This is a genomic window from Myxococcus sp. AM010, from assembly GCF_013372585.1.
GTDB classification, from domain to species: domain Bacteria; phylum Myxococcota; class Myxococcia; order Myxococcales; family Myxococcaceae; genus Myxococcus; species Myxococcus vastator.
The window spans coordinates 25,512-47,801 of the sequence record NZ_JABXEO010000038.1; the positions used below are offsets into that span (position 1 = coordinate 25,512).

The following is a 22,290-nucleotide window of genomic DNA, read 5'->3' on the forward strand; positions in this document are numbered from 1 at the left end:
TGGGCGCCCTACAGCGACACGCGGCAGCGCCAGGGCCCTGCTTGTGCGCGGCGGGAAGACGGGTGTTCCCTGCCGCCAGGTGAGTCCTGAGCGAGGGAGAACCATGCACCTGGACCCGAGGTTCCTGCTGCACCGGCGCGCAGTGCTGACCGCGATGGTGGGAGGCGCGGCCGCCTCCGTCCTGGGCTGCCGGAGAAAGCCGACGCCCACCCCCACGCCGGAGGGCGTCTACATCCCCGACGTGAAGTCGGGCGAGGACGTCTTCGGCTACGTCCAGCGGCTCCGGGGCGGCTTCGACGACACGCTCTACAAGCAGGTGCTGGGCGCGGCCAATACCTTCAAGGAAGGCGACTCGCTGGTGGGCGTCGCCGCCGCGGATGAGCACTCGCGTGCGAATGCGCGCAGGCTCTTGGGGCACACGCGGCTGGCGGACGTGCGGCGACACCCATTGCTCCAGGACGCGTTGCACGCGCTGAGCCTGGAGGCCGAGGACCCTCAGGCGACGGCGCGGACGGCGGACTGGACGCTGGGACGGCTGCGGCGATTCCTGCTGGAGTCCGACGAGGCCGCCATTCATGCCATCAGTCCCGGCCTGGGCAGCGACGCCATTGGCTGCGTCGTCAAGTTGATGAGCGACGCGGAGCTCATCGCGCTGGGAAGAAAGGTGTTCAACCCGCTGCCGGGCAGCAACGTGGGCGCGCGCGGCTACATGGGAGCGCGCATCCAGCCCAACTCGCCCACCGACAACGTGGACGACATCCGCTGGCAGGTGTTCGACGGCTTCTCATACGCGGTGGGCGACGTGGTGCTCGGGTGCAACCCGGTGTCCTCCTCGCCGGAGTCCGTGGCCGCCATCGAGTCCGCGCTGCTCGAGGTGCTGGTGACCTTCGGGCTGACGGACGTGCTGCCCCACTGCGTGCTGTCCCATATCGACGTGCAGGCGGAGGTGGAGCGGCGGCAGCCCGGCACCACGGGCGTCTGGTTCCAGAGCATCGCGGGCAGCGACAGCGCCAACGCGACCTTCGACATCTCCGTGGAGAAGATGCTCGCCTATGCGGACGCGCGCACCGGCCCCTATGGGCTCTACTTCGAGACGGGCCAGGGCGCGGACTTCACCAACGGCCACGGCCATGGCTACGACATGGTCCTCCATGAGTCGCGCAAGTACGGCTTCGCGAGGGCCCTGTCCCAACGCGTGGCCCGTGCGCGGCAGGGCGCGGCGCCGTGGGTGCACCTCAACGACGTGGCGGGCTTCATTGGACCGGAGGTGTTCCGCACCCGCGAGCAACTGGTGCGCTGCTGCCTGGAAGACATCGCCATGGGCAAGCTGCACGGGCTCACCATCGGCCTGGACATCTGCTCCACGCTGCACATGGACGTGTCACTGGACGACCTGGACTGGTGCATCGAGCGCATCATGCCGGCGAATCCGGCGTACCTCATGGCGCTGCCCACGAAGAACGACCCGATGCTGGGCTACCTCACCACCGGGTTCCAGGACCACGTCCGCGTCCGCGAGCAGTTCGGCTACAAGGTGGATGACCGGATGTGGGCCTTCTTCCAGCGCCTGGGCGTCATCGACGCACAGGGGAAACCCACCTCTCACTTCGGAGATCCGATCTGGGTCTACCTCCAGTACCTGCGCGCGAAGGGCGATGCCCGGCCGGAGGCGGATATCCGGGCGGACGCGGAGCAGCAGCTTTCCGCGATTCGCGCGCGCGGCGTGCCCATGGCGCGTGGATACGGCGCGCACCCCTGGGACCTGGAGCCCACGCTGGACGCGGAGCTGCGCCGTGTCTATGCGGACTCGAAGAAGAGCCTGTGGACGGAGCTGACGCCCGCGTTCATCACCACCGTGCCGGAGGGCGTGCGGCTGGTGTCGAAGTCGCAAGACCGGACGGAGTACATCCTTCATCCGGAGACCGGAGAGCAGCTCGATGCCGCGTCGCTGGAGGTCGTGCGCGCGCTGAGGACACGGCACGCGGGACGGTATGACGTGCAGTTGATGGTGTCCGATGGACTCAACGCGCTGGCCATCATGGACGAGGGACAACTCGCGCCCTATCTGGAGGCGCTGCGCGCGGCGCTGATTGACGCGGGGTACCAGCCCGCGCCGGAGCATCTGGTGCTCACGTCCGGGCGCGTTCGCGCGGGCTACCGCGTGGGCGAGGCGTTGTACGCGGGCCTGGAGGACGCGGCCCGTCGCCGGGCCCTCATCCACGTCATTGGCGAGCGGCCCGGTACAGGGCACCACACCTTCTCCGCGTACATCACCGCGCCGCCCGGGGCGGTCTGGTCCCAGGCTGGAAAGGTGGACCACAACATCACCCGCGTGGTGTCCGGGGTCGCGCTCACGGCGTATGCGCCCACACTGGCCGCGCCGGAGACCGTGCGGCTGCTCCAGCAGATGGCGCCCCGGGGTGGCTGAGCGCCCCCCCCCGGCAGCCCCTCAATCCGCCGTGGGCGCGTAGTACACGTCCGAGAGCGTCCTCATGAAAGCGACGATGGCCTGCTCCTCCTGCGGCGACAACCCCAGGTTGCCCATCTCGTCGGTGTTGAGGTTCAACCCCACGTCGGGGGCAGGCCAGCAATCCACGCCAGGGGCACTGGAGTCACCCGCGAGGCATACAGGCAGTACATCCCGCGTGTTGTAGAAGTGGACGATGGATTCGAGGCTCTTGAAGTAGCCGTTGTGGGTGTAGGCATTGACGAAGGCCGGGAAGGGGCGCTTGTCCACGTTGCGCAGCGTGGGGACCTTGACCTTGCCCAGGTTGGCGCGGGCATAGGGCGCGTAGTCAGGCCGCGTATGCAGGAAGGCGCCCAGGCCCAGGTCGAGCCAGAATGGCCCCTCCGGGTTGAACCGAAACTCCCAGTACCAGAGGTTGAGCAGGTTGCGAGGTACGCCGAGGTTGTCGAAGGTGTAATCGGTGAAGAGCGGAGGCTCGTCATTGGGACCGCGCTGGCTTGGATGGCAGTTGCTGCAGAGGGTCTTGCCCTCGAACAGACTCAGCCCGGCAGTGCACGAGTTGAAGCGCATTGGCTGAATCCTTTCACGCGACATCAACCTTGACGCTCACCGAAAGCGTCCGGTACAAAGCGCGATGAACCCCGTCAGGCGCGTCCAGTGCACCGCTCCGGCGCTGGCACCTCGACGACCTCACTCACCCGCTCCAATGGCAGCAACTCGCGCTTGCGGCCCTTGTGGCCGGGCTGGCCTCCGGCCGGTTGGCTCCGATTTCCTGGGCGGCGTACCGGGCGGGTCCGAGGAGGGGGCGACGAGGAGTTGCGCGAAGTGCGACGCAGCCGCACCTCCAACTCCACGATGCGCGCCTCCAGTTGCTCGATTCGCACGTGCGCCTCGCTCAACTGTTGCTCCAGTTCCGCGATGCGCGCATCTTTCGGGTCGAGCGTGGCCACGTCTCAGTATTTCTATTTCGCCCCCGGCCTACGTCGAGCGTGGTAGGGCCCACCGGTCGCAACCCAACTGCCCCCTCAGGCGAGCACTACCCCCGTGAACGCTTACGCGCCCCTTACACCTTCGCTCAAGGTACTCGCGAAGCGCGGCATCGACCGAGCGCATCTGATCTGGCGCCATGCTCCCGAGGGTAGCTCACGCACGCACCTCAGACACAAATGTCCAAGTAGCCCGAAGCCTGTCGTGAGTGACTCGGCCCCAGCCCCAAAGAGACAAAGGAGTGGGGTATCATTTCCCTGGTGCTTCGTTTCCGGCACTCCGCAGCTCAGTGGGGTACGTGTCTTCTTTCCCAGGTAGGTACGATGAAAAAGTTGATCGCGGCAGTATGCCTCCTTGCGTTGACTCCGGCATGCCAGGAAGGGAGCTCGCCCTCGGAGCTCTTCCATCGCGCGAGTGCACAGCGAGCCATGAGCGAGTGGCCCGTAATCTTCTATATCCCGCATCCCGACGACGAGGCCATTGGCATGGCGGGAGGAATCCGCGAGCACGTCGAGGCGGGACGGCCCGTCTATCTCGTCCTCATCACTGACGGGCACAACAGTTGCCTTCGGGCCATGTTGAACTCGGAGCCGATGGTGCCTGGCAGCTCCGAATGTGACTTTTCCGCGAGCGTCGCCAACTGCCCCCTCTATAACCCCTCCAATCCGAGCGCTCACCCGGCCCACCACAACCACGACATGTCGGAGGAGGACATCGGCCTGATGCGGCGGGTGGAGTTGCTCAACAGCGCCCGGGTTCTCGGTGTGAAAGACGTTTTCATCGAGGACACTGGCAAGGGATTCAGTGACGCAGCGGTCGCGACCAGTCCGCTGATGGTCGCGGACATCATCAAGAAGTTCGAAGCCCGCTTCCCGGGGGCTTCCCACAAGGTCCCGAGTGGCGCCCATGACATCATTCTGGATGCCAATGGCAATTGCACCACGCCGAACGGCGCGCACAAGGCCATCTGGGACGGCGCCGTTCTGGTCAAGGCGGAGGGGCTCATCACCGACTTCAAGGGCTATCGCATTTACCACCACCTGAGCCCGAATCCCTGCAATACGACGCCCGCTGAGACGGTCGACATCAGCCCGTGGTTTTCCTTCAAGCGAGCAAGCATCGACCAGTATCGCCTCTGGGATCCGGACTCGGGCCGCTTCGCGCTAGGCCAACACAGTCTTCAGCCATCCGGCATGCTCGACGATGCGTACCTTAGCCAATTCGAGTACCGGGACCCGCTTCCATAGGATGGCGCATCAAGTGGGGCATTCACGCCCCACCTTTCTCCTGATTCCGAAATGCGGTTGCGTCGTGCCATGCCGCGAATCCTCGACTATCGACCAATACGACTTGGTCACTTTGAGCTTCGCCCATCCGTGGCCCCCTATGTGAAGACAGGGTGTTCGATGTCGGAGCGCGAGAAGAAGAGGCGACAACACCGTGGCTCCTGTCAGACGCTCCAGGTAGGGTGGCGCCCACGCACGCCACCATGAATCCCGCCGAGAAAGCCGCCCTCCTCCTCGAGCGCCTCCGTGAAGCCCATCCGGATGCGCGCTACGAACTCAACTGGTCCACACCCTTCGAGCTGCTCGTCGCCACCATCCTGGCCGCGCAGTGCACCGACGAGCGCGTCAACCGCGTCACCGCCACTGTCTTTCCCAAGTACCCAGGTCCCCAGGCCTTCGCCGACGCGGACACCGCCGCGCTGGAGGAGGACCTCAAGCCCACCGGCTTCTTCAAGCAGAAGACGAAGTCCGTGCAGGCCATGAGCCGCGCGCTGCTCGACACGTTCGGCGGTGAAGTCCCCCGCACCATCGCCGAGCTGGTGACGCTCCCAGGCGTGGCGCGGAAGACGGCCAACGTCGTCCTCAACACCGCCTTCAATCTCCCGTCCGGCATCATCGTCGACACACACGTGGCGCGCGTCAGCCAGCGCCTGGGCCTGACGAAGAAAGACAAACCCGAGGCGATTGAAGAAGACCTGATGAAGCTGGTGCCCCAGGAACAGTGGACCTTCTTTGGCCCCGCCACCGTCCTCCATGGGCGTTACACCTGCACCGCAAAGAAACCGAAATGCGATGACTGCCTCGTGAAGGATGTATGTCCGCGTATCGGCGTGTAACCCAATCCCTGTCCGCTTCTGGGACGCGGAAAGACACGCATCAAAAGCGAAGGAATTCGCAATGGCGGTCGCTGTATGACGTTGTTACGCCATCATGCCCACCGCCCCTTCCTCCGCTGCATCCGCGCCGCTCGCCGAAGCCCGCCCAGTCGAGGCGGGTGAGCGACTGGAGCTGCTCGACGCGCTGCGTGGCTTCGCGCTCTTCGGCATCCTCATCTCCAACGTGCAGATGTGGTTCAGCGGCAGGGTGTTCCTGCCCCGGGAACAAGCCGAGGCGTCCATCGCCAATGCCTCGCTCCTGGACACCGTCACCCGGTATGCCTTCGAGGTGCTGGTCTCCGGGAAGTTCATCACCCTGTTCGCCTTCCTCTTCGGCCTGGGCTTCGCGGTGCAGCTCGGCCGGGCCGAAGCGCGCGGTGGCGGGTTCGTCCCGCTCTACGCGAGGCGGCTGACCGTCTTGCTGGTGTTGGGTGTCCTGCACCTGTTCCTGCTCTGGTACGGCGACATCCTCTCCTCGTATGCGCTGATGGGCTTCGCCCTGCTGCTCCTGCGGCGGCGTTCGGACCGGACGGTGCTCATCATCGCGGCGGTGCTCGTATTGCTGTTGCCGGTGCTCACGAACCTCCTCTTTCGGCTGCCGCAGCTCCTGGCGGAGTCACCCGAGGCCGGTGCCGCGGCCATGGCCGCGGCCCGCGAGAAGTCCACCGCCCTTCAAGCGCGGATGCTGACGGCCATCACCGGGGGGAGCTGGTGGGAGGTGACGAAGACCAGCGCCGGGTTCTACCGCGATGAGTTCTTCTTGATGATGCTGTCCGGACTGCTGACCTGTCTGGGCCGCTTCGCGCTCGGGCTCTGGGCGGGACGACGCGGCATCTTCCAGGACGTCCCCGCGCACCTGGGGTTCTTTCGTCGCCTGCTCGGCTGGGGGCTGGTGGCCGCGGTGGTGGGCTCCGCGCCCGGCCTGGCGGTGACGGTGCTCATGCAGAACAAGGTGCTCACGCCGGAGACGATGCCCGTGTGGCTGCCCCTGGTGCTCGCGCCGCTGCGCAACCTGGCACAGGTGGGGCTCGCGGGCGTGTACGTGGCGGGCATCACCCTGCTCTTCCAGCGCGCCACCTGGCAGCGGGCGCTGGGGCTGCTCGCGCCCGCCGGGCGCATGGCGCTGACGAACTACCTGGCGCAGACGGTCATCAGCCTGCTCATCTTCTACGGCTATGGCCTGGGACAGGCGGGCAAGCGGGGACCGTTCGCGTGCGTCGTCATCTGCGTGGGCGTCTTCTGCGTCCAGGTGCTGTGGAGCCACCTGTGGCTGTCACGCTTCCGCTTCGGGCCCGTGGAGTGGGCGTGGCGCTCTTTGACGTACGGAAAGGCACAGCCCATGCGGCGCGCCGTGTCCGCCCCACCGCCCGCGCCCCTGGCGGCGTGACGGGCTCGACCTGGCGACGTCAGTTCGTGGCCGCCGGGTGAGGAACGGCCACCCTCACCCGGAAACCGAAGCCGAGCCACAGATGGAAGGCGCGCTCGCGGAGGCTTTCGCTCCCCGCGCCATTGAGCAGGCGCACCTCCAGCTTGTTGTACTGGCCACCTGTGCCGGTGACGAAGAGCCCGGCCCAGAAGTTCCCGCCGAAGTTCTTGTCGAACCCGGCCTGGAGCGTGACGTCAGGCCCCGAGTAGGTAACTTCCGCCGCGGGCACCGAGAACGAGCTCGTATCGTATCCAAGTGCCACCCCCGACCAGAGGTCGATGGGTCCCGATGGGTTCCAGTGGTAGTTCCCCTGGAGGCCGAAGCGCAGGTTGCTGCCTTTGCACGCCCGCTCAGCGGAGCAGCGAATGCGCATCTGCGCATGGGAGAACTGGGCCCAGGGTCCCACCTCGATGCTGGAGCCGAGCCGGATGGTGGGCTCCACGATAGCGGCCAAGAGCCCCTTGTAGACCTCATACAAATAGAGCGGCTCAGCGGCGCCGTCCATGCGCCCGCCCGGCATGAGGTAGCCCCCTCGCGCGGAGAGGGCGAGCCAGCGAGGAAAGCCCGGGTCCCGCTCCTCGGGCTGCTGCGCGAAGGTCGGCCACGACACCAGGAGTGACAGCAAGACCAGGGTCCGCGCGGCGGGACGAGAGAGCGTTTGCATGGGCACGCGTTCGGTTATGACGGTCGCTCGACCGGCGTCAATCCGAGGTTTCCCAGTGCCCCGAAATCGCTCCGACAACCTCACGCCCCTGCTCGCGCTGATGGCCGTTGGCCTCTTCGCCGCCTGTGGTGGCCCCTCCGCTGAAGAGGACGCACGCGTCTGTGCCAACGTGGAATGCAGCGCGGGGCGCTGCGTCGCCGAAAACAGCGCGCCCGTCTGCCGCTGCGGCGCCTGGGAGCAGGCCGCGGGCCTCACCTGCGCCATCGTCGGTTACCGGCAGTCGGACGACCATGGTGACACCCCGGAGACCGCCACGGCGTTGGCCCCTTCGGTGGACTTCCAAGAGGGCATCATCCACCCGCCCTTCCGAGCGAAGGCGGACCGGGACGTCTTCGCCATGCCCACCGCGGCTGGGCACGGCTATCGCATCATCGTCCGGTCCGGAACGCTGGCCTCCGTGGACGTGCGCCTCGTAGAGACATCGGGGCGCGAGGTGCGGACGTGGTCCCTCCAGACGAATGAAGGCACCCGCGTGGAGTTCGTCTCCACGGAGGAGGCCCCGCGGTTCATCACCGTGGCCGCCCCGGAAGGCAGCGGTGCCTCGGGGACGTATGCGTACCGATTGGAGGACCTGGGCCGGGACTCGCACGGCGATACGCTCGCCACGGCGACGCCGCTCGCGCTGATGAACACCCCCTTCCCGCTCGCCCTCGAGTTCCAGGATGACGCGGATGTCTTCACCTTCCGCACCGAGCCGAACCAGGGCTTCCGGTTCTCCTGCGAGAGCCAGAGTGTCTCGGTGCACCTCATGGACGCCGAGGGCACCCCGGTGAATGGGGTGACGAGGGACGCGTCACGCGTCAGCGCGGGCCAGCTGCGCCCGGACGCGAACACCTGGTTCGTCAGGGTCTACAGCAGCTTCGACGCGACCCTGGCCACCCAGTGCCAGTTGGACGACCTGGGCCAGGATGACCACGCCAATGCGCTTCAGGGGGCGACGCCGCTGACGGTGGGAAGCCCCATGGCCGTACGACTCCACGGCCCCAACGACGCGGACGTCTTCTCCTTCTTCGCCACCGCGGGACACATCTACGACCTCCGCTTCCTCCCCGCCGTGTATGAGCGGCGCTTCAAACTCACGGACGCGGACGGCGAAACGCTGGCGGAGACGCAGTGGAACCGAATCGTCCATGAAGCGGCGGCGACGGGGACGTATTACGTGCACTTGCTGCCGAATCCATCCTGGGGGAGCGACATCGAGATGCGGGTCGACGACTTGGGGATGGATGACCATGGCGACACGCCCCAGACGGCGACCCTCGCCGACGTAGGGGAGACCGTCACCGGGCTCATCCACAAGGTGCCGGACCTGGACGCCATCTCGGTTCCGCTCGACGCGAATGTGTTCTACCGGCTGTCCTGCACCCGGGACTGTACGCTGACGACGCGCACCTCCGGCGCCCCCCTCTACATGCTGAAGGCCGAGGACGGCTTGTGGCACGTCCATACGCTGACTTCGGGGCTCGTCACGTTCATCGTCAGCGCGAGGTCGACTCCCTACACCTTCACCTTCCGGTTGGACCCGACGAGCACGGATGACCACGGTGACGACGCTGGACACGCCACGCCGCAGGCCGTTCCCATGAGCACGGCCGGCGTCTTCGAGCTGGGCTCGGACGTGGACGTCCTCTCCTTCGAGTTGGAGGCGGGCCGGAGCTACGTCGTGAGTGGCAGCAGAACGACCCTCCGAATCCTGGATCCCCATGGCGCGCAGGCCCCCCTGGCGTACGAGGCGGGAACGGAGAACCAGACCTTCACGGCCCAATCGTCCGGGACGTACGTCGCAGAGCTCAAGTCTCAGCAGCCCTACCTGACGCGCGCGACAGCCTGGAGTTTCCCCCTGCGCGAGCAGTGAGCACTTTCACGGCCCATGTCGAACCTGGACCTGTTCCCCCCGGCCCCGCCGCCCTCGGAGCCCGGCCCGCTGGACCGGCTGCTCAAGGTGTCCCGCATCTACGTGGAGACGGGCGTCGAGGAGCACCTGCGGGGCCGGGAGCTCCTCGCGCGCTTCCCGGACGCGGAGCGCATCCCCGTGGCCTCGCACCAGGGCATCCCCGGGCTGTTCGGCAACGCGGGCAACGCCGAGGCGTGGAACCGCATCAAGGGCAGCACCCTGGTGCTGGGCGTGAAGAAGACGATGTCCTTCACACCCAACGGGCGCAGCTGCGACTTCATCCCGCCCTCCGCCGCCAACGGCTGCGTCATGAGCTGCGCCTACTGCTACGTCCCCCGGCACAAGGGCTACGCCAACCCCGTCACCGTCTTCGTCAACATCGACCGGATTGTCGCCGCCATCCGCCGGCACGCGGGGAAGCTGGGGCCCAAGACGGAGCCCAACAGCGTGGACCCGCGCTACTGGGCCTATGACATCGGCTGCAACAGCGACTGCGCCGCGGACGCCGCCCTCAGCGACAACGTGCGGGATTTGGTGCGCCTGTTCACCACGCTGCCCAACGCCATGGGCACCTTCGCCACCAAGCTGGTGAACCCCGAGCTGCTCCGCTACGCCCCCAAGGGCAAGACACGCCTCCGCTTCAGCCTGATGCCCGCGGCCAAGGCGAAGCTGCTCGACGTGCGCACCAGCCCCATCGCCGAACGGATCGCCGCCATCGACGCGTTCGTCGCCGCCGGCTACGAGGTCCACCTCAACTTCTCCCCCGTCGTCGTCTACGAGGGGTGGCAGGAGGAGTACGACGCGCTGTTCCAGCAGGTGGACGCGGGCCTGGGCCCCGCCGCGAAGGCGCAGCTGGCCGCCGAGGTCATCTTCCTCACCCACCACCCGGGCCTCCACGAGGTGAACCTCCGCTGGCACCCGAAGGCGGAGTCCCTGCTGTGGACGCCGGACACCCAGGAGGCCAAGGTGTCCCAGGGCGGCGGCCACAACGTGCGCTACCGCACCGGCCTCAAGGGCCGCCTGGTCGCTGAATTCAAGGAACTGCTGGCCCGCCGCCTGCCCTACTGCCAGGTGCGCTACGCGTTTTGAGCCGGACTCCGCGTCATGGGCGTGACGTGGGCGGCCCGGCCTGTGGCAGACTCGGCCGGACCATGTGGGATTGGGTCCGCCAACTGGCGGAGTGGTCGCGGGACGAAGTTCCGTTCGCCGTGGCGACCGTGACGGTGTGTCAGGGAAGTACCCCCGCCGAGCCCGGCGCGAAGCTGCTTGTCCGCGCGGACGGCACGTTCCACGGCACCGTGGGCGGTGGCCACCTGGAGCAGCTCGTCCTCGCGGACGCCCGCGCCTGCCTGGAGAAAGGGGAAGCCCGTGCCTACCGGTATCCGCTGGGCTCGAAGCTGGGCCAGTGCTGTGGCGGCGTGGTGGACGTCTTCATGGAGCCGGTGAACCACGGCCCACGCCTGTACCTCTTCGGCGCCGGCCACGTGGGTCAGGCCCTGTGCCGCACGTTGGACGGCACGCCCTTCCAGGTCCACCTGGTGGATGAGCGCCCCGAGTGGGTCCACGGCGAGCGCATCCCCGCCTCCGTCATCCGCCACGAGGAGCCGTGGGACATCTTCGCCTCGCGCGCCGTCTGGGACGCCCGCCGCACGTACCTCGCGGTGATGACGCACCGGCATGACCTGGACCAGGACATCATCGCCTTCGCTCTGGAGAAGCCCGCGCGCTACGTGGGCCTCATTGGAAGCAACACCAAGTGGGCCCGCTTCCGTCAGCGCCTGGAGGCCCGGGGCGCGACGGCGGCGCAGCTGGCCCGCGTGCGCTGCCCCATGGGGCTGGAGATTGGCGGCAAGTCGCCCCAGGAGGTCGCGGTGAGCATCGCCGCCGGCCTCCTCCAGCTCCATCACCTGGGCGCCCCGGGTGAAGACACCGAAACTACCGCCGGGGCCCCGTCCTCGGAGACGCCCCGCCTGCGCGGGGTCTCGTCAGGAGAATGAGCAACATGTTCGAGTTCCGGCTCAATGGCGCGACGGTCCACGTCGATGGCGTCTCCCCCAACACCACGCTGCTCGACTTCCTGCGGGCCCGCGGCCTCACCGGCACCAAGCAGGGCTGCGCCGAGGGCGACTGCGGCGCGTGCACCGTGGCCCTGGTGGACCGGGACGCCCAGGGCAACCGCTGCCTGCGCGCCTTCAACGCGTGCATCGCCCTGGTGCCCATGGTGGCCGGCCGTGAGCTGGTGACGGTGGAAGGCGTGGGCAGCAGCGAGAAGCCTCACCCGGTGCAGCAGGCCATGGTGAAGCACTACGGCTCGCAGTGTGGCTTCTGCACGCCGGGCTTCATCGTCTCCATGGCGGAGGCGTACTCCCGCAAGGACGTCTGTACCCCGTCGGCCGTGGCGGACCAGCTCTGTGGCAACCTCTGCCGCTGCACCGGCTACCGCCCCATCCGCGACGCGATGATGGAGGCGCTGGCCCAGCGCGACGAAGGACCCGCGCCCGCCACGGCGATTCCCTCCGCGCCGCTCGAAGGCCCCGCCGAGCCGTTGTCCCCGCTGCGCTACGAGGCCGGTGGACAGACGTTCCTGCGCCCCACGTCGTGGGAGGAGCTGCTCGACCTGCGCGCGAAGCACCCGGAGGCCCACCTGGTGGCGGGCGCCACCGAGCTGGGGGTGGACATCACCAAGAAGGCCCGCCGCTACCCCTTCCTCATCTCCACCGAGGGCGTGGAGTCCCTGCGCGCCGTCCGCCGTGAGCATGACGGCTGGTATGTGGGCGGCGCGGCCTCGCTGGTGGCGCTGGAGGAGGCCCTGGGTGACGAGCTGCCCGAGGTGAAGAAGATGCTCAACGTCTTCGCCTCCCGGCAGATTCGCCAGCGCGCCACGCTGGCGGGCAACCTGGTGACCGCGTCGCCCATTGGCGACATGGCGCCGGTGCTGCTCGCCCTGGAGGCCTCGCTCGTCCTGGGCTCGGTGCGCGGCGAGCGCACGGTGGCGCTGTCCGACTTCTTCCTCGCCTACCGGAAGACGGCGCTCCAGCCGGACGAAGTGGTTCGCCACATCGTCATCCCCCACGCCGCCGTGCCCGAGGGAGGACGGCGGCTCTCCGACTCCTTCAAGGTGTCCAAGCGGCGCGAGCTGGACATCAGCATCGTCGCCGCGGGCTTCCGCGTGGAGCTGGACGCGGGCGGCGTGGTGACGCTGGCGCGCCTGGGCTACGGCGGCGTCGCGGCCACGCCCGTGCGTGCGCGCCGCGCGGAGGCGGTGCTCACCGGGCAGCCCTGGACGGCCGAGACGGTGGCGCGCGCGCTGCCCGTGCTCGCGGAGGAGCTCACGCCCATCAGCGACCTGCGCGGCAGCGCGGAGTACCGGCGAGGGCTGGTGGCGAGCCTGCTGGAGAAGTTCTTCTCCGGCTCGCACAGCCCGGCCCTGGACGCCGCGCCGGGCTTCGACGCGGGTGACGTTCAGGCCCCCGCGGACGCGGGGCGCGCGCTGCGGCACGAGAGCGCGCTGGGCCACGTGACGGGCAGCGCGCGGTACGTGGACGACCAGGCGCAGCAGCGGCCCATGCTGGAGGTCTGGCCGGTGTGCTCGCCCCATGCGCACGCCCGCATCCTCAAGAGAGACCCCACGGCGGCGCGCAAGGTGCCCGGCGTGGTGAAGGTGCTCATGGCCGAGGACATCCCCGGCATGAATGACACCGGCCCCATCCGCCGCGACGAGCCGCTGCTGGCGGACCGCGAGGTGCTCTTCCACGGGCAGATGGTCGCGCTGGTGGTGGGCGAGTCCGTGGAGGCCTGCCGCGCGGGCGCCCGCGCCGTGGAGGTGGAGTACGAGCCCCTGCCCGCCATCCTCACGGTGGAGGACGCCGTGGCGCGGAGCAGCTACCACACCGAGCCACACGTCATCCGCCGGGGCGACGTGGACGCCGCGCTGGACAGCAGCCCCCACCGCCTGTCGGGCACGCTGGCCATTGGCGGGCAGGAGCACTTCTACCTGGAGACCCAGGCCGCCTTCGCCGAGCGCGGTGACGACGGCGACATCACCGTCGTGTCCTCCACCCAGCACCCGTCCGAGGTGCAGGCCATCATCTCCCATGTGCTGCACCTGCCGCGCAGCCGCGTGGTGGTGAAGTCGCCGCGCATGGGCGGCGGCTTCGGCGGCAAGGAGACGCAGGGCAACGCGCCCGCCGCGCTCGTCGCGCTGGCCGCGTGGCACACGGGGCGTTCAGTGCGGTGGATGCTGGACCGCGACGTGGACATGGCGGTGACGGGCAAGCGCCACCCGTTCCAGGCCTCCTACGAGGTGGGCTTCGACGACCAGGGGCGGCTGCTGGCCCTGCGCGTCCAGCTGGTGTCCAATGGCGGCTGGTCCCTGGACTTGTCCGAGTCCATCCTGGACCGCGCGCTTTTCCACCTGGACAACGCGTACTACGTGCCGGCGCTGGCGTACTCCGGGCGGGTGGCGAAGACGCACCTCGTCTCCAACACCGCCTTCCGCGGCTTCGGTGGTCCACAGGGCATGCTGGTGACGGAGGAGGTCCTCGCCCGCGTGGCCCGGGCCGTGGGGCTGCCAGCGGACGAGGTCCGCGAGCGCAACCTCTACCGCGGCGCCGGAGAGACGAACACCACGCACTACGGCCAGGAGCTGGAGGACGAGCGCATCCTCCGCGTGTGGGAGGAGCTCAAGCAGTCGTCGGAGTTCGAGCGCCGGCGGCGCGACGTGGCGGCGTTCAACGCCCAGTCCCCCTTCATCAAGCGGGGGCTCGCCATCACCCCCATGAAGTTCGGCATCTCCTTCACCGCCACCTTCCTCAACCAGGCCGGCGCGCTGGTGCACGTGTACCGGGACGGCTCGGTCATGGTGTCCCACGGTGGCACGGAGATGGGCCAGGGCCTGCACACCAAGGTGCTGGGCGTGGTCATGCGCGAGCTGGGCGTCACGGCGGACGCGGTGCGGATGGCGAAGACGGCGACGGACAAGGTGCCCAACACCTCCGCCACGGCGGCCTCCAGCGGCTCTGACTTGAACGGCGCCGCCGTGCGCGTGGCCTGCGTCACGCTGCGGGAGCGGCTGGCCCCGGTGGCTGTGCGCCTGTTGTCGGACCGGCACGGGCGGAGCGTGGCGCCGGACGCCCTGCTGTTCAGTGACGGGAAGGTGGGCCCGCGCGGGGAGCCCGAGGTCGCCCTGCCCTTCGCGGACGTGGTGGAGGCGGCGTACCTGTCGCGCGTGGGCCTGTCCTCGACGGGCTACTACCAGACGCCGGGCATCGGCTACGACAAGGCCAAGGGCCGGGGACGCCCCTTCCTCTACTTCGCCTACGGCGCGGCGGTGTGCGAGGTGGAGGTGGACGGCCACACGGGCATCAAGCGCGTGCTGCGCGTGGACCTGCTGGAGGACGTGGGTGATTCGCTCAACCCCGGCGTGGACCGCGGGCAGATTGAAGGCGGCTTCGTCCAGGGCCTGGGCTGGCTCACGGGCGAGGAGCTCCGCTGGGACGCGAATGGCCGGCTGCTCACGCACTCCGCCAGCACCTACGCGGTGCCGGCCTTCAGCGACGCGCCCATCGACTTCCGGGTGCGGCTGCTGGAGCGGGCGCAGCAGCACAACACCATCCACGGCAGCAAGGCCGTGGGTGAGCCGCCGCTGATGCTGGCCATGTCCGCGCGCGAGGCCCTGCGTGAGGCGGTGGCCGCCTTCGGACAGGCCGGTGGCGACGTGGAGCTCGCCTCCCCCGCCACGCACGAGGCGCTGTTCCTCGCCATCCAGAAGCGGCTGGCGCGCGCGGCGGCGGAGAGCGGACGCGAGGCGGCCTGAGCCGCCGCTCGGACGGACGGCGGCCATGGCTCAGCGTGGGGCCTGGAGCCGCTCCCGCCGGAAGCCCTCCGGGCTCAGCCCCCACCAGCGCTTGAAGGCGCGGTGGAAGGCCACCGGGTCCGCGTAGCCGAGGAGGAAGGACACCTCGGCGATGGACATGCGGCGCTGGAGGTAGGACTCGGACAGCTCGCGGCGCAGGGCCTCGACGATGGCCGCGTAGCGCTGCCCTTCTGCCGCGAGCCGCCGCTGGAGCGTCCGCGGCGGCTGCCGCAGAGCCCGGGCGACAGCCACGAAGGAGAAGTCCCCGCCGGCCAGCTCGCGCCGGACCTGCTCCCGGACGCGCTCGGTGGTCGTGGACACGTCCGGCAGACGCTCCAGCGCACGCTGCGCCTGACGTTGGAACATGGCGTTGAGCAGCGCGTTCGCGTGGAGGAAGGGCCGCTGGGCGTCCTCGTGGGAGAACTCGATGGCGTTGAAGGGCGCGCCGAACTCCAAGGGACACCCGAAGAGCGCCTCGTGCTCGCGGAGGTCCGCGGGCGCGGTGTGGGTGAAGCGCACGACGAGCGGCCGGACCTCCACGCCCGTGAAGGCCCTCACCCCGGTGGCGAACTGCACCAGCGCCGCGTCCACCAGGTGCCGGTGCGCGGGCCGGGGCGCGCCCACGGGCGTGAAGCGCATGCGCACCCCACGCTCCGTCTCCTCCAGCAGGAAGCGCTCCCCGTCTCCCCAGACGCGCTGGTAGCGGCAGCCCCGCTCCATGGCGTCCCGCAGCGTCGCGCAGGTGAGAACGACGAAGGTGGCCGGGTCATCCAGGTCCACCACGTCCACGCGGGCGATGTGCAGCCCCAGGTTCGCGTCCCCGGACAGCGCCTCCGCCCGCTCCAGCAGTCCGTCCAGCGCGGCGTAGGGAATTCGCAGCTCCGGGTCTTCCAGGTCCTCCATCCGGAAGCCCGCCTCCCGGCAGAGCGCCTCCACCGGCAAGCCTCGCGTCGCCGCGAGCCGGAGCGCCTGCCGCGCCATCCGCGCGGACAAGGACGGCTCGGAGGATGAGGACGGAGGCGGCCGCGCCACGAACGGGACGTTAATGGCGCGGTGGCGCGGACAGCAAGCCGGTCTGTCGCCATCCGTCAGTGCGCGGGTGACGGGGGGCGCGCACGCTTGGATTCTCATGGACGACACGCCTTCGCTGCTCCCCCGGCTGCATCTCTTCGAGTTCACCGACCAGGCGTGGTTCCCCGCCGTGCTGCGGGACCTGACGACCGACTACCTCCACACCGTCAGCACGCGCCTGGGAATGTTCGACGCCGCGGCGGAAGTCCTGGCGCGCGGGCTGAATGCGGCACAGGGCCCTGAGCTGGTGGACCTGGGCTCCGGCGGCCGAGGCCCCCTGCCCCGCCTGCGACAGTTGCTCGCGGAGAAGCACGGCATCGACGCGCGCGTGGTGCTCACCGACAAGTTCCCCAACGCCCAGGCCGCCGAACGGGCGCGGGCAGAGGGCGTGCAGTACCTGGAGCGCTCGGTGGACGCGCTCCAGGTTCCAACGGACCTGCGGGGCATGCGCACCCTCTTCAACGCCCTGCACCACTTCCGGCCGGACGAGGCCCGCGCGGTGCTGGTGGACGCCCAGGCCCGCGGCGTTCCCATCGCCGCGTTCGAGACGGTGCGCCGCACGCCCCCGGCCCTGCTGTCCATGTTGCTGGTGCCCCTGCTGGTGCTGCTCTTCACGCCCCTGGTGAGGCCGCTGACGCCGCTGCGGCTGCTGCTCACCTACGTAGTACCCGTGGCCCCGCTCATCATCTTCTGGGACGGGCTGGTGTCCGCGCTGAGGACGCACCAACCCGACGAGCTCCGGCGGATGACGGCGGCCCTGGCGCGCGAGGGATACACCTGGGAGGTGGGCGAGGCGAAGGCCCCGGGCAAGGCCGCCATCACCTACGTGCTGGGGCGGCCCACGCGCTGAGGCGTCAGCGCACGTGCAGCAGCGCCAGCAGCACGAAGAGGCCGTTGAGGCCCACGCCCACGGACATGTAGTTGCCGCTCGCCCGGGACAGGCCGGCCGCGACGTTGACATGGCCGAAGTACCCCAGGGCCAGCCGCGTGCCCACCTCCGCGCCCACGTTGAAGCCCGGGTCGCGCGAGGCGCGCGTCGCGGTGCCCATCATCAACCGGCCGTAGGGCACCACCCAGGAATTGACGAAGTGCTGGTAGCCGACGAAGCCGTTGAACTCGGAGATGCCCCGGCTCGTGTAGGCCAGGTTCGAGCCGATGTTGAGCCGCCGGCTCAGGAAGGCCATGGGCTGGATGGTGAGGGCCAGGTCCGCCGTCGGCCGCCACGCCCCCACCCGGTACTGCATGGCGAAGTCGAAGGGCGGCTTGTCCAGCGCCGGCGCCTCCCACCGGAGCCGGGCCGCCGCCAGGGCGTGCGCTTCGCCCCCCCGCGCGTCGTAGAGGTCCGCGAGCGCCAGGGCGCCTTCCTCGCTGTCCGTCTCGTACACCGTGACGAGCGGCGCCTCGGCGCCCGCGAGGTTGCCGTCCGCCATGCGCAGGCGCCCCAGGGCCAGGCACCCCTGCTCCGAGCCACCGTCACAGGCCTTGGAGAAGGCCGTCTCCGCCTGGCTCCGGTCGCCGTCCTGGAGGAGCTGCTCGCCCCACTCGTTGCAGGCCCACAGGTGGCCCTTCTCGCAGGAGGTGCTGCGGGGCAACGCTTGGGTCGTGACGCACGCCACCAGGAGAGGACACATCACCGCCAGGAACGCCAGTTGCCGCATGTCCGGTATTCAACCACAAGCGCGCCCGGGCTTCCTCGGTCTCCAAGCCCGGGACGCCGCGCCCGGGTGCCTGGTCGCCCTCCACCCGAACGGGGCAGCCCGGCCAGCCCTCCATTCCCTGGGAGCCCCCTGGTCATGGGGAGGGCGAGCACAGACCTTGAGGGCATGGAGGAGGACCTGTGGCGCCAGTTGCCTTTCACGAAGACACCTTCCGCCCTCAACCCGCGCAGCCGCTCCCGCGGCAGGAGCCCCGATGAAGGTTCCGGAGATGTTGGAGCACCTGCCGGGGGTCGGCCCCCTGATTGGCCGGATTGCGCACGGGCACGAGGACGCCGTGCCGCGCCGGGAGACCACCGTGACGCTTCCGGACTTCGCCGCCGTACCCCTACCGAAGACAGAGCGGGCGCTGGGCGACGGCCGCACGCTGGTGGTCCGCAACCCGGCGGTGCGCTCGCCTCGCGGTCCAGGGCTCACGGTGATGACGTACAACATCCTGCTCGGTGGACAGCGCCGCGAGGCCTTGCTGGGCTACTTCGACGACCTGGAGGCCCAGGGGCGGCTGCCGGACGTGCTGGGCCTGCAGGAGGCCAACGTCCCCAGCTCCGTGCTCCTGGCGGAGCGCTACGGCTTCCACCTGGCGTACCAGGGGCATGACGGCGGTCCCGGAGCGCGGCTGGTGAACGGAAAGGCCTTCCTCACCCGGCACCCGCTGGTGGACGCGGCGCACTTCACGTACGCCACCCCCGACGCGGAGCGGGACGCGGCCATCATGCGGCGCGGCGGCGACCCCTGCGAGATTCCCGAGGACCGGGGCGCGCTGTACGTGCGCCTGGAGGTGGAGGGCCACCCGGTGGTGCTCTACAACGTGCACCACACCCTGGGCGACTCCGGCATCAACGCCCGCAACCTCCGCCAGCTCAACGCGTTGCTGCACCACCGTGAGGTCATGCACGCGGTGGTGCTGGGGGACTTCAACGCCAACACCGCCATCAAGACGGGCGGCTCCTGGCTGATGGCGCACCTCAGGACGTACGACGACACCGACACGGTGGAGGAATACGAGGTGCGCTACGGCGAACCCCACGCCAGCGTGGGGGACGAAGGGGTGGGCAACATCGCCGACCCGCGCCTGCGGCACGAACTGCACGTGCTGGAGCAGAGCCTGCCGGAGACCATCGCCCACGCCACCACCGCGCAGGTGCGCCTGCCAGGGGGGGCGCTCATGACGCCGAAGCAGGCGTGCGCCGAGCTGCGCTCCGGCCGGGTGCAGCGCGGCAGCGAACACTGGCTGCGGCTCCAGGACATCGCCGACAGCGCCACCCTCACCTCGCTGCCGGATGAGAATGGCGTGGTGCCCGCGACGGGCAAGCGCTTCGACAACCTCTACGCCAGCCCTGGACTGGTCCCCCGCCTCTTCGAGGTGGACCGCTGCACCGAGTCCTCCGACCACCAGCCCGTGGTGGCGCATTACGACGTGCGCACCCCGGGGCTGAAGGACGGCAAGCCCGCCTCCGGCACCGTCCAGCGGCCCACCTGATGCGCCAGCCGCACCGGCGCTGGCGCCCCCGTCCCGCGAGGCCTCAGGGCCCCGCGGGACACGCGGGCAGGGACGTAATCCACGCATCCACCAGCCCCGCGCCCTCCGTGTCCTCCACCGCGCTGGCCAGCGGCGGCATGCGCGTCATCGACAGCGAGTGCATGCGCCGCGACAGGACCGACTTCGACGGGTCTCCCGGTGTGACCAGCATCGCGCCGGGCACGCCCAGCTCGCCCTGCTGCGGCGCCACGCCACAAATCTTCGCGGCGGCGAGCGACGTGGCGTAGCGCAGGTCCGACTCACCGCGGCCCAGGCCATTGGGCCGGTGACAAACGGCGCAGTTGGCATGCAGGTAGGCCCGCGCGCGCGCCTCCACGGGCTCCGGCCCGGTGTACGTCGGCATCCGGGGGAGCTGCTCCACCGGGGCCGGCAGGGTCAGCACGCCAATGTGCTCCAGGGTCCGGAGCTGCGACGCGATGCGCCCGCCCGGGTATTCGAAGTCCCCATTGAGCTGCGCGACCTCCAGGCCCAGCACGAAGCCCGCGGTGGCGTTGTGACACTGCATGCATTCGCCCCGGCTGGGGTATGTCCACGTCTGCGCCCCCACCGTCTTCACCTTGCCCGTCTCCAGCAACGTCGCGTCGGTCCCCGCTTCGTTCCACTCATACGTGTAGCCCGCCCAGACGCCGTCCGGATGGCGCATGAAGAGGCGCGTCTCCACGCGCTTGCCGCCCAGGAGGAACGTCTTCACCGTCACGGTGCCGGGAGGCGCGTCCAGCACGCCCTCCGGCCCCACCGTCATCACCGTCCCGTCCGGCACGCCGAGGAACCGCTCCTTCTGCGCGCCGTCCGACCAGAGCGGGGCATTCACGCCGTACGGGATGAGGCCCGCCGAGGGGAGGTTGGCGTTCGCCGGGTCCACGCAGCCCGTGACGGACAGCAGCGCGGGGAACGCCTCGCCGCCGGGCGCGGGGGGCGTGGACGCGTGGATGCGGTGCAGTCCGCCCCCGGCGAAGTCCACCACCAACAGCTCGCCGTCGTTCAGCTCGGCGAACGAGGCGATGCTGAGCGGCGTGGTGACGAGCACCTGCGGCACCGCGGCGGCGCCAGGCACGGCGTCGCCCGGCAACGTCCAGATGCGGCCCGAGCCGAAGTCACCGAAGACGTACTTTCCGGAGAGCGCCGGCACGGCGGCGCCGCGGTACACGTAGCCGCCGGTGATGGAGACGCCTTCGGTCCGGCCATAGACGGCCACGGGCGGCGTCAACCCGGCGGTGCCGCAGCCGCTCCCACGGGCGCACTCGGTCCCCTCCAGGATGCTCCAGCCGTAGTTTCCGCCCAGCTCGACGCGGTTGATTTCCTCGAGGAGCTTCTCGCCCACGTCGCCCAGCCAGAGCGCGCCGGTGCTCCGGTCGAAGCTCCAGCGCCACGGGTTGCGGAAGCCGGTGGCGTAGATTTCCTTCCGCCCACCGCTGGTGGCGTAGGGGTTGGTGGGCGGAATGGCATAGGGCCGCGCGCTGTCCACGTCGAGCCGCAGCATCTTCCCCAGCAGGAGCTCCGGATTCTGGGCCGTCTGGTTCGGGTCCACCCGTCCGCCGCCGTCACCGAAGGCGAAGTAGAGGAAGCCATCCGGTCCGAACGCGAGGTGGCCGCCGTTGTGGAAGGAGAACGGCTGGTCCTGTTCGAGCACGACCTCCGCGCTCGCCGGGTCCAGGGTGGCCCCACCATCCGGGCTGAGGTAGCGGACGATGTACGAGCGGAGTCCCCCCATCGCGTTGTTCCCCACGTAGGAGAGGAACACCTGGCCATTGGTGGCGAACGCCGGGTGGAAGGCCATCCCGAGCAAGCCCGTCTCGTCATGCTCGATGTTCACCTGTCCGGAGAGGTCGATGACCACGGAGCTGGTGGGCGGCGCGGCGTCCTTGTCGAACATGCGCACCCTTCCCCCCCGCTCCACCACGTAGATGCGGCGGCTGTCCCCCGGCGCCTGGAGGGCGAACAAGGGCTGGGTGAAGCTCAGCTCCGGGAACGCGCGCGAGAGCGTGGCCCCCGCGGGGTCCGGGGGCCGGGGAGGCGCGACACACGTCGGGTTCGCGGGGCGCACGTCGAGCCCGAAGAGCGCATGGGCATCCGGGCCCCCACCATCTGGCACCGTCGGCGTGCTCCCGTCTCCATCCGTGCCTGGCCCTCCGTCTGCTTGTGGGTCGATGATTTCATCTTCGTCCCCAGGGCGACCGGAGCGGTCACCCGAGGAGCCAGGACATGCGAGCGAAATGCCGAGCAGGCCCATCGCGAGCGCCACCACGCCCAGCAGCATCAGGACAGACGGTCGTCGTTGTTTCATGGCGCTGCTGTGGTGGTTCGGCATGGGGCGAAACGCCAGGGACTGGACCTCGCGGCTGGGGCGGCCTCTGCCGGATGCCGGACCTCGTGGTTGGCAGGCGTCGTGAAGTAGGACCGCGCATCGTCCCTGGGACGTCTTCCCCCGGACACGGCGCGCTGCCTGACGGT

At 69.5% G+C, this 22,290-nt stretch carries 16 protein-coding genes; 10 read left to right on the forward strand and 6 right to left on the reverse strand.

The window, feature by feature from the left end; genetic code table 11:
• Positions 1-103 precede the first annotated feature (103 nt).
• Positions 104-2,428, forward strand: coding sequence for an ethanolamine ammonia-lyase subunit EutB (gene eutB, locus HV826_RS18600; RefSeq protein WP_176418373.1), 2,325 nt, complete (start codon positions 104-106; stop codon positions 2,426-2,428).
• A gap of 21 nt (positions 2,429-2,449) precedes the next feature.
• Here eutB and HV826_RS18605 read toward each other — a convergent pair whose 3' ends face one another.
• A complete protein-coding gene (locus HV826_RS18605) occupies positions 2,450-3,037 on the reverse strand; it encodes a hypothetical protein (protein WP_176418374.1) in 588 nt (195 codons plus the stop codon).
• A 74-nt stretch (positions 3,038-3,111) separates the two neighbouring features.
• Positions 3,112-3,417: a DUF6444 domain-containing protein gene (locus HV826_RS18610; RefSeq protein ID WP_176418375.1), complete on the reverse strand. Its 306-nt coding sequence runs from the start codon at positions 3,415-3,417 to the stop codon at positions 3,112-3,114.
• 465 nt (positions 3,418-3,882) lie between these two features.
• Here HV826_RS18610 and HV826_RS18615 point away from each other — a divergent pair, with 465 nt between their 5' ends.
• The 3 genes from HV826_RS18615 (at position 3,883) to HV826_RS18625 (ending at position 7,002) form a co-directional block, all read left to right on the forward strand.
• Complete coding sequence (locus HV826_RS18615; protein WP_176418376.1) at positions 3,883-4,701, forward strand: PIG-L deacetylase family protein; 819 nt, start codon at positions 3,883-3,885, stop codon at positions 4,699-4,701.
• A 242-nt stretch (positions 4,702-4,943) separates the two neighbouring features.
• Entirely contained in the window at positions 4,944-5,576 is a 633-nt protein-coding gene (gene nth, locus HV826_RS18620; RefSeq protein WP_176418377.1) for an endonuclease III, read from the forward strand.
• 94 nt (positions 5,577-5,670) lie between these two features.
• Positions 5,671-7,002, forward strand: coding sequence for a DUF418 domain-containing protein (locus HV826_RS18625; RefSeq protein ID WP_176418378.1), 1,332 nt, complete (start codon positions 5,671-5,673; stop codon positions 7,000-7,002).
• 19 nt (positions 7,003-7,021) lie between these two features.
• Here the strand turns inward: HV826_RS18625 and HV826_RS18630 are convergent, their stop codons facing one another.
• Positions 7,022-7,705 (reverse strand): hypothetical protein, encoded by a 684-nt coding sequence (locus tag HV826_RS18630; protein WP_217917132.1) that lies wholly within the window; start codon positions 7,703-7,705, stop codon positions 7,022-7,024.
• Between the two features lie 55 nt (positions 7,706-7,760).
• Between HV826_RS18630 and HV826_RS18635 the strand changes: the two genes are divergently transcribed.
• The 4 genes from HV826_RS18635 to xdhB all read left to right on the forward strand — a co-directional run bounded on the left by HV826_RS18635 (position 7,761) and on the right by xdhB (position 15,474).
• The gene (locus tag HV826_RS18635; RefSeq protein ID WP_368670952.1) at positions 7,761-9,620 is read left to right on the forward strand and encodes a hypothetical protein; all 1,860 of its coding nucleotides are present in this window, start codon (positions 7,761-7,763) and stop codon (positions 9,618-9,620) included.
• Positions 9,621-9,635: 15 nt separating this feature from the next.
• Entirely contained in the window at positions 9,636-10,748 is a 1,113-nt protein-coding gene (locus tag HV826_RS18640) for a spore photoproduct lyase family protein (RefSeq protein ID WP_176418381.1), read from the forward strand.
• A gap of 62 nt (positions 10,749-10,810) precedes the next feature.
• Positions 10,811-11,656, forward strand: coding sequence for a xanthine dehydrogenase accessory protein XdhC (gene xdhC / locus HV826_RS18645; protein WP_176418382.1), 846 nt, complete (start codon positions 10,811-10,813; stop codon positions 11,654-11,656).
• A complete protein-coding gene (gene xdhB, locus HV826_RS18650) occupies positions 11,653-15,474 on the forward strand; it encodes a xanthine dehydrogenase molybdopterin binding subunit (protein WP_176418383.1) in 3,822 nt (1,273 codons plus the stop codon). Before xdhC ends, xdhB begins: the two co-directional genes overlap by 4 nt.
• Before the next feature lie 30 nt (positions 15,475-15,504).
• On the opposite strand, the gene HV826_RS18655 is transcribed toward xdhB, so the two are convergent.
• Positions 15,505-16,506, reverse strand: coding sequence for an AraC family transcriptional regulator (locus tag HV826_RS18655; protein WP_255207798.1), 1,002 nt, complete (start codon positions 16,504-16,506; stop codon positions 15,505-15,507).
• A gap of 136 nt (positions 16,507-16,642) precedes the next feature.
• Between HV826_RS18655 and HV826_RS18660 the strand changes: the two genes are divergently transcribed.
• Positions 16,643-17,434 carry a hypothetical protein gene (locus tag HV826_RS18660; protein ID WP_176418385.1) on the forward strand — a complete coding sequence of 264 codons (792 nt, stop codon included), beginning with the start codon at positions 16,643-16,645 and terminating at the stop codon, positions 17,432-17,434.
• Between the two features lie 4 nt (positions 17,435-17,438).
• On the opposite strand, the gene HV826_RS18665 is transcribed toward HV826_RS18660, so the two are convergent.
• A complete protein-coding gene (locus tag HV826_RS18665) occupies positions 17,439-18,242 on the reverse strand; it encodes a hypothetical protein (RefSeq protein ID WP_176418386.1) in 804 nt (267 codons plus the stop codon).
• 253 nt (positions 18,243-18,495) lie between these two features.
• Here HV826_RS18665 and HV826_RS18670 point away from each other — a divergent pair, with 253 nt between their 5' ends.
• Positions 18,496-19,779 carry an endonuclease/exonuclease/phosphatase family protein gene (locus tag HV826_RS18670; RefSeq protein WP_176418387.1) on the forward strand — a complete coding sequence of 428 codons (1,284 nt, stop codon included), beginning with the start codon at positions 18,496-18,498 and terminating at the stop codon, positions 19,777-19,779.
• Positions 19,780-19,822: 43 nt separating this feature from the next.
• On the opposite strand, the gene HV826_RS18675 is transcribed toward HV826_RS18670, so the two are convergent.
• Positions 19,823-22,123 carry a PQQ-dependent sugar dehydrogenase gene (locus tag HV826_RS18675; RefSeq protein ID WP_255217283.1) on the reverse strand — a complete coding sequence of 767 codons (2,301 nt, stop codon included), beginning with the start codon at positions 22,121-22,123 and terminating at the stop codon, positions 19,823-19,825.
• Between the last annotated feature and the right edge of the window lie 167 nt (positions 22,124-22,290).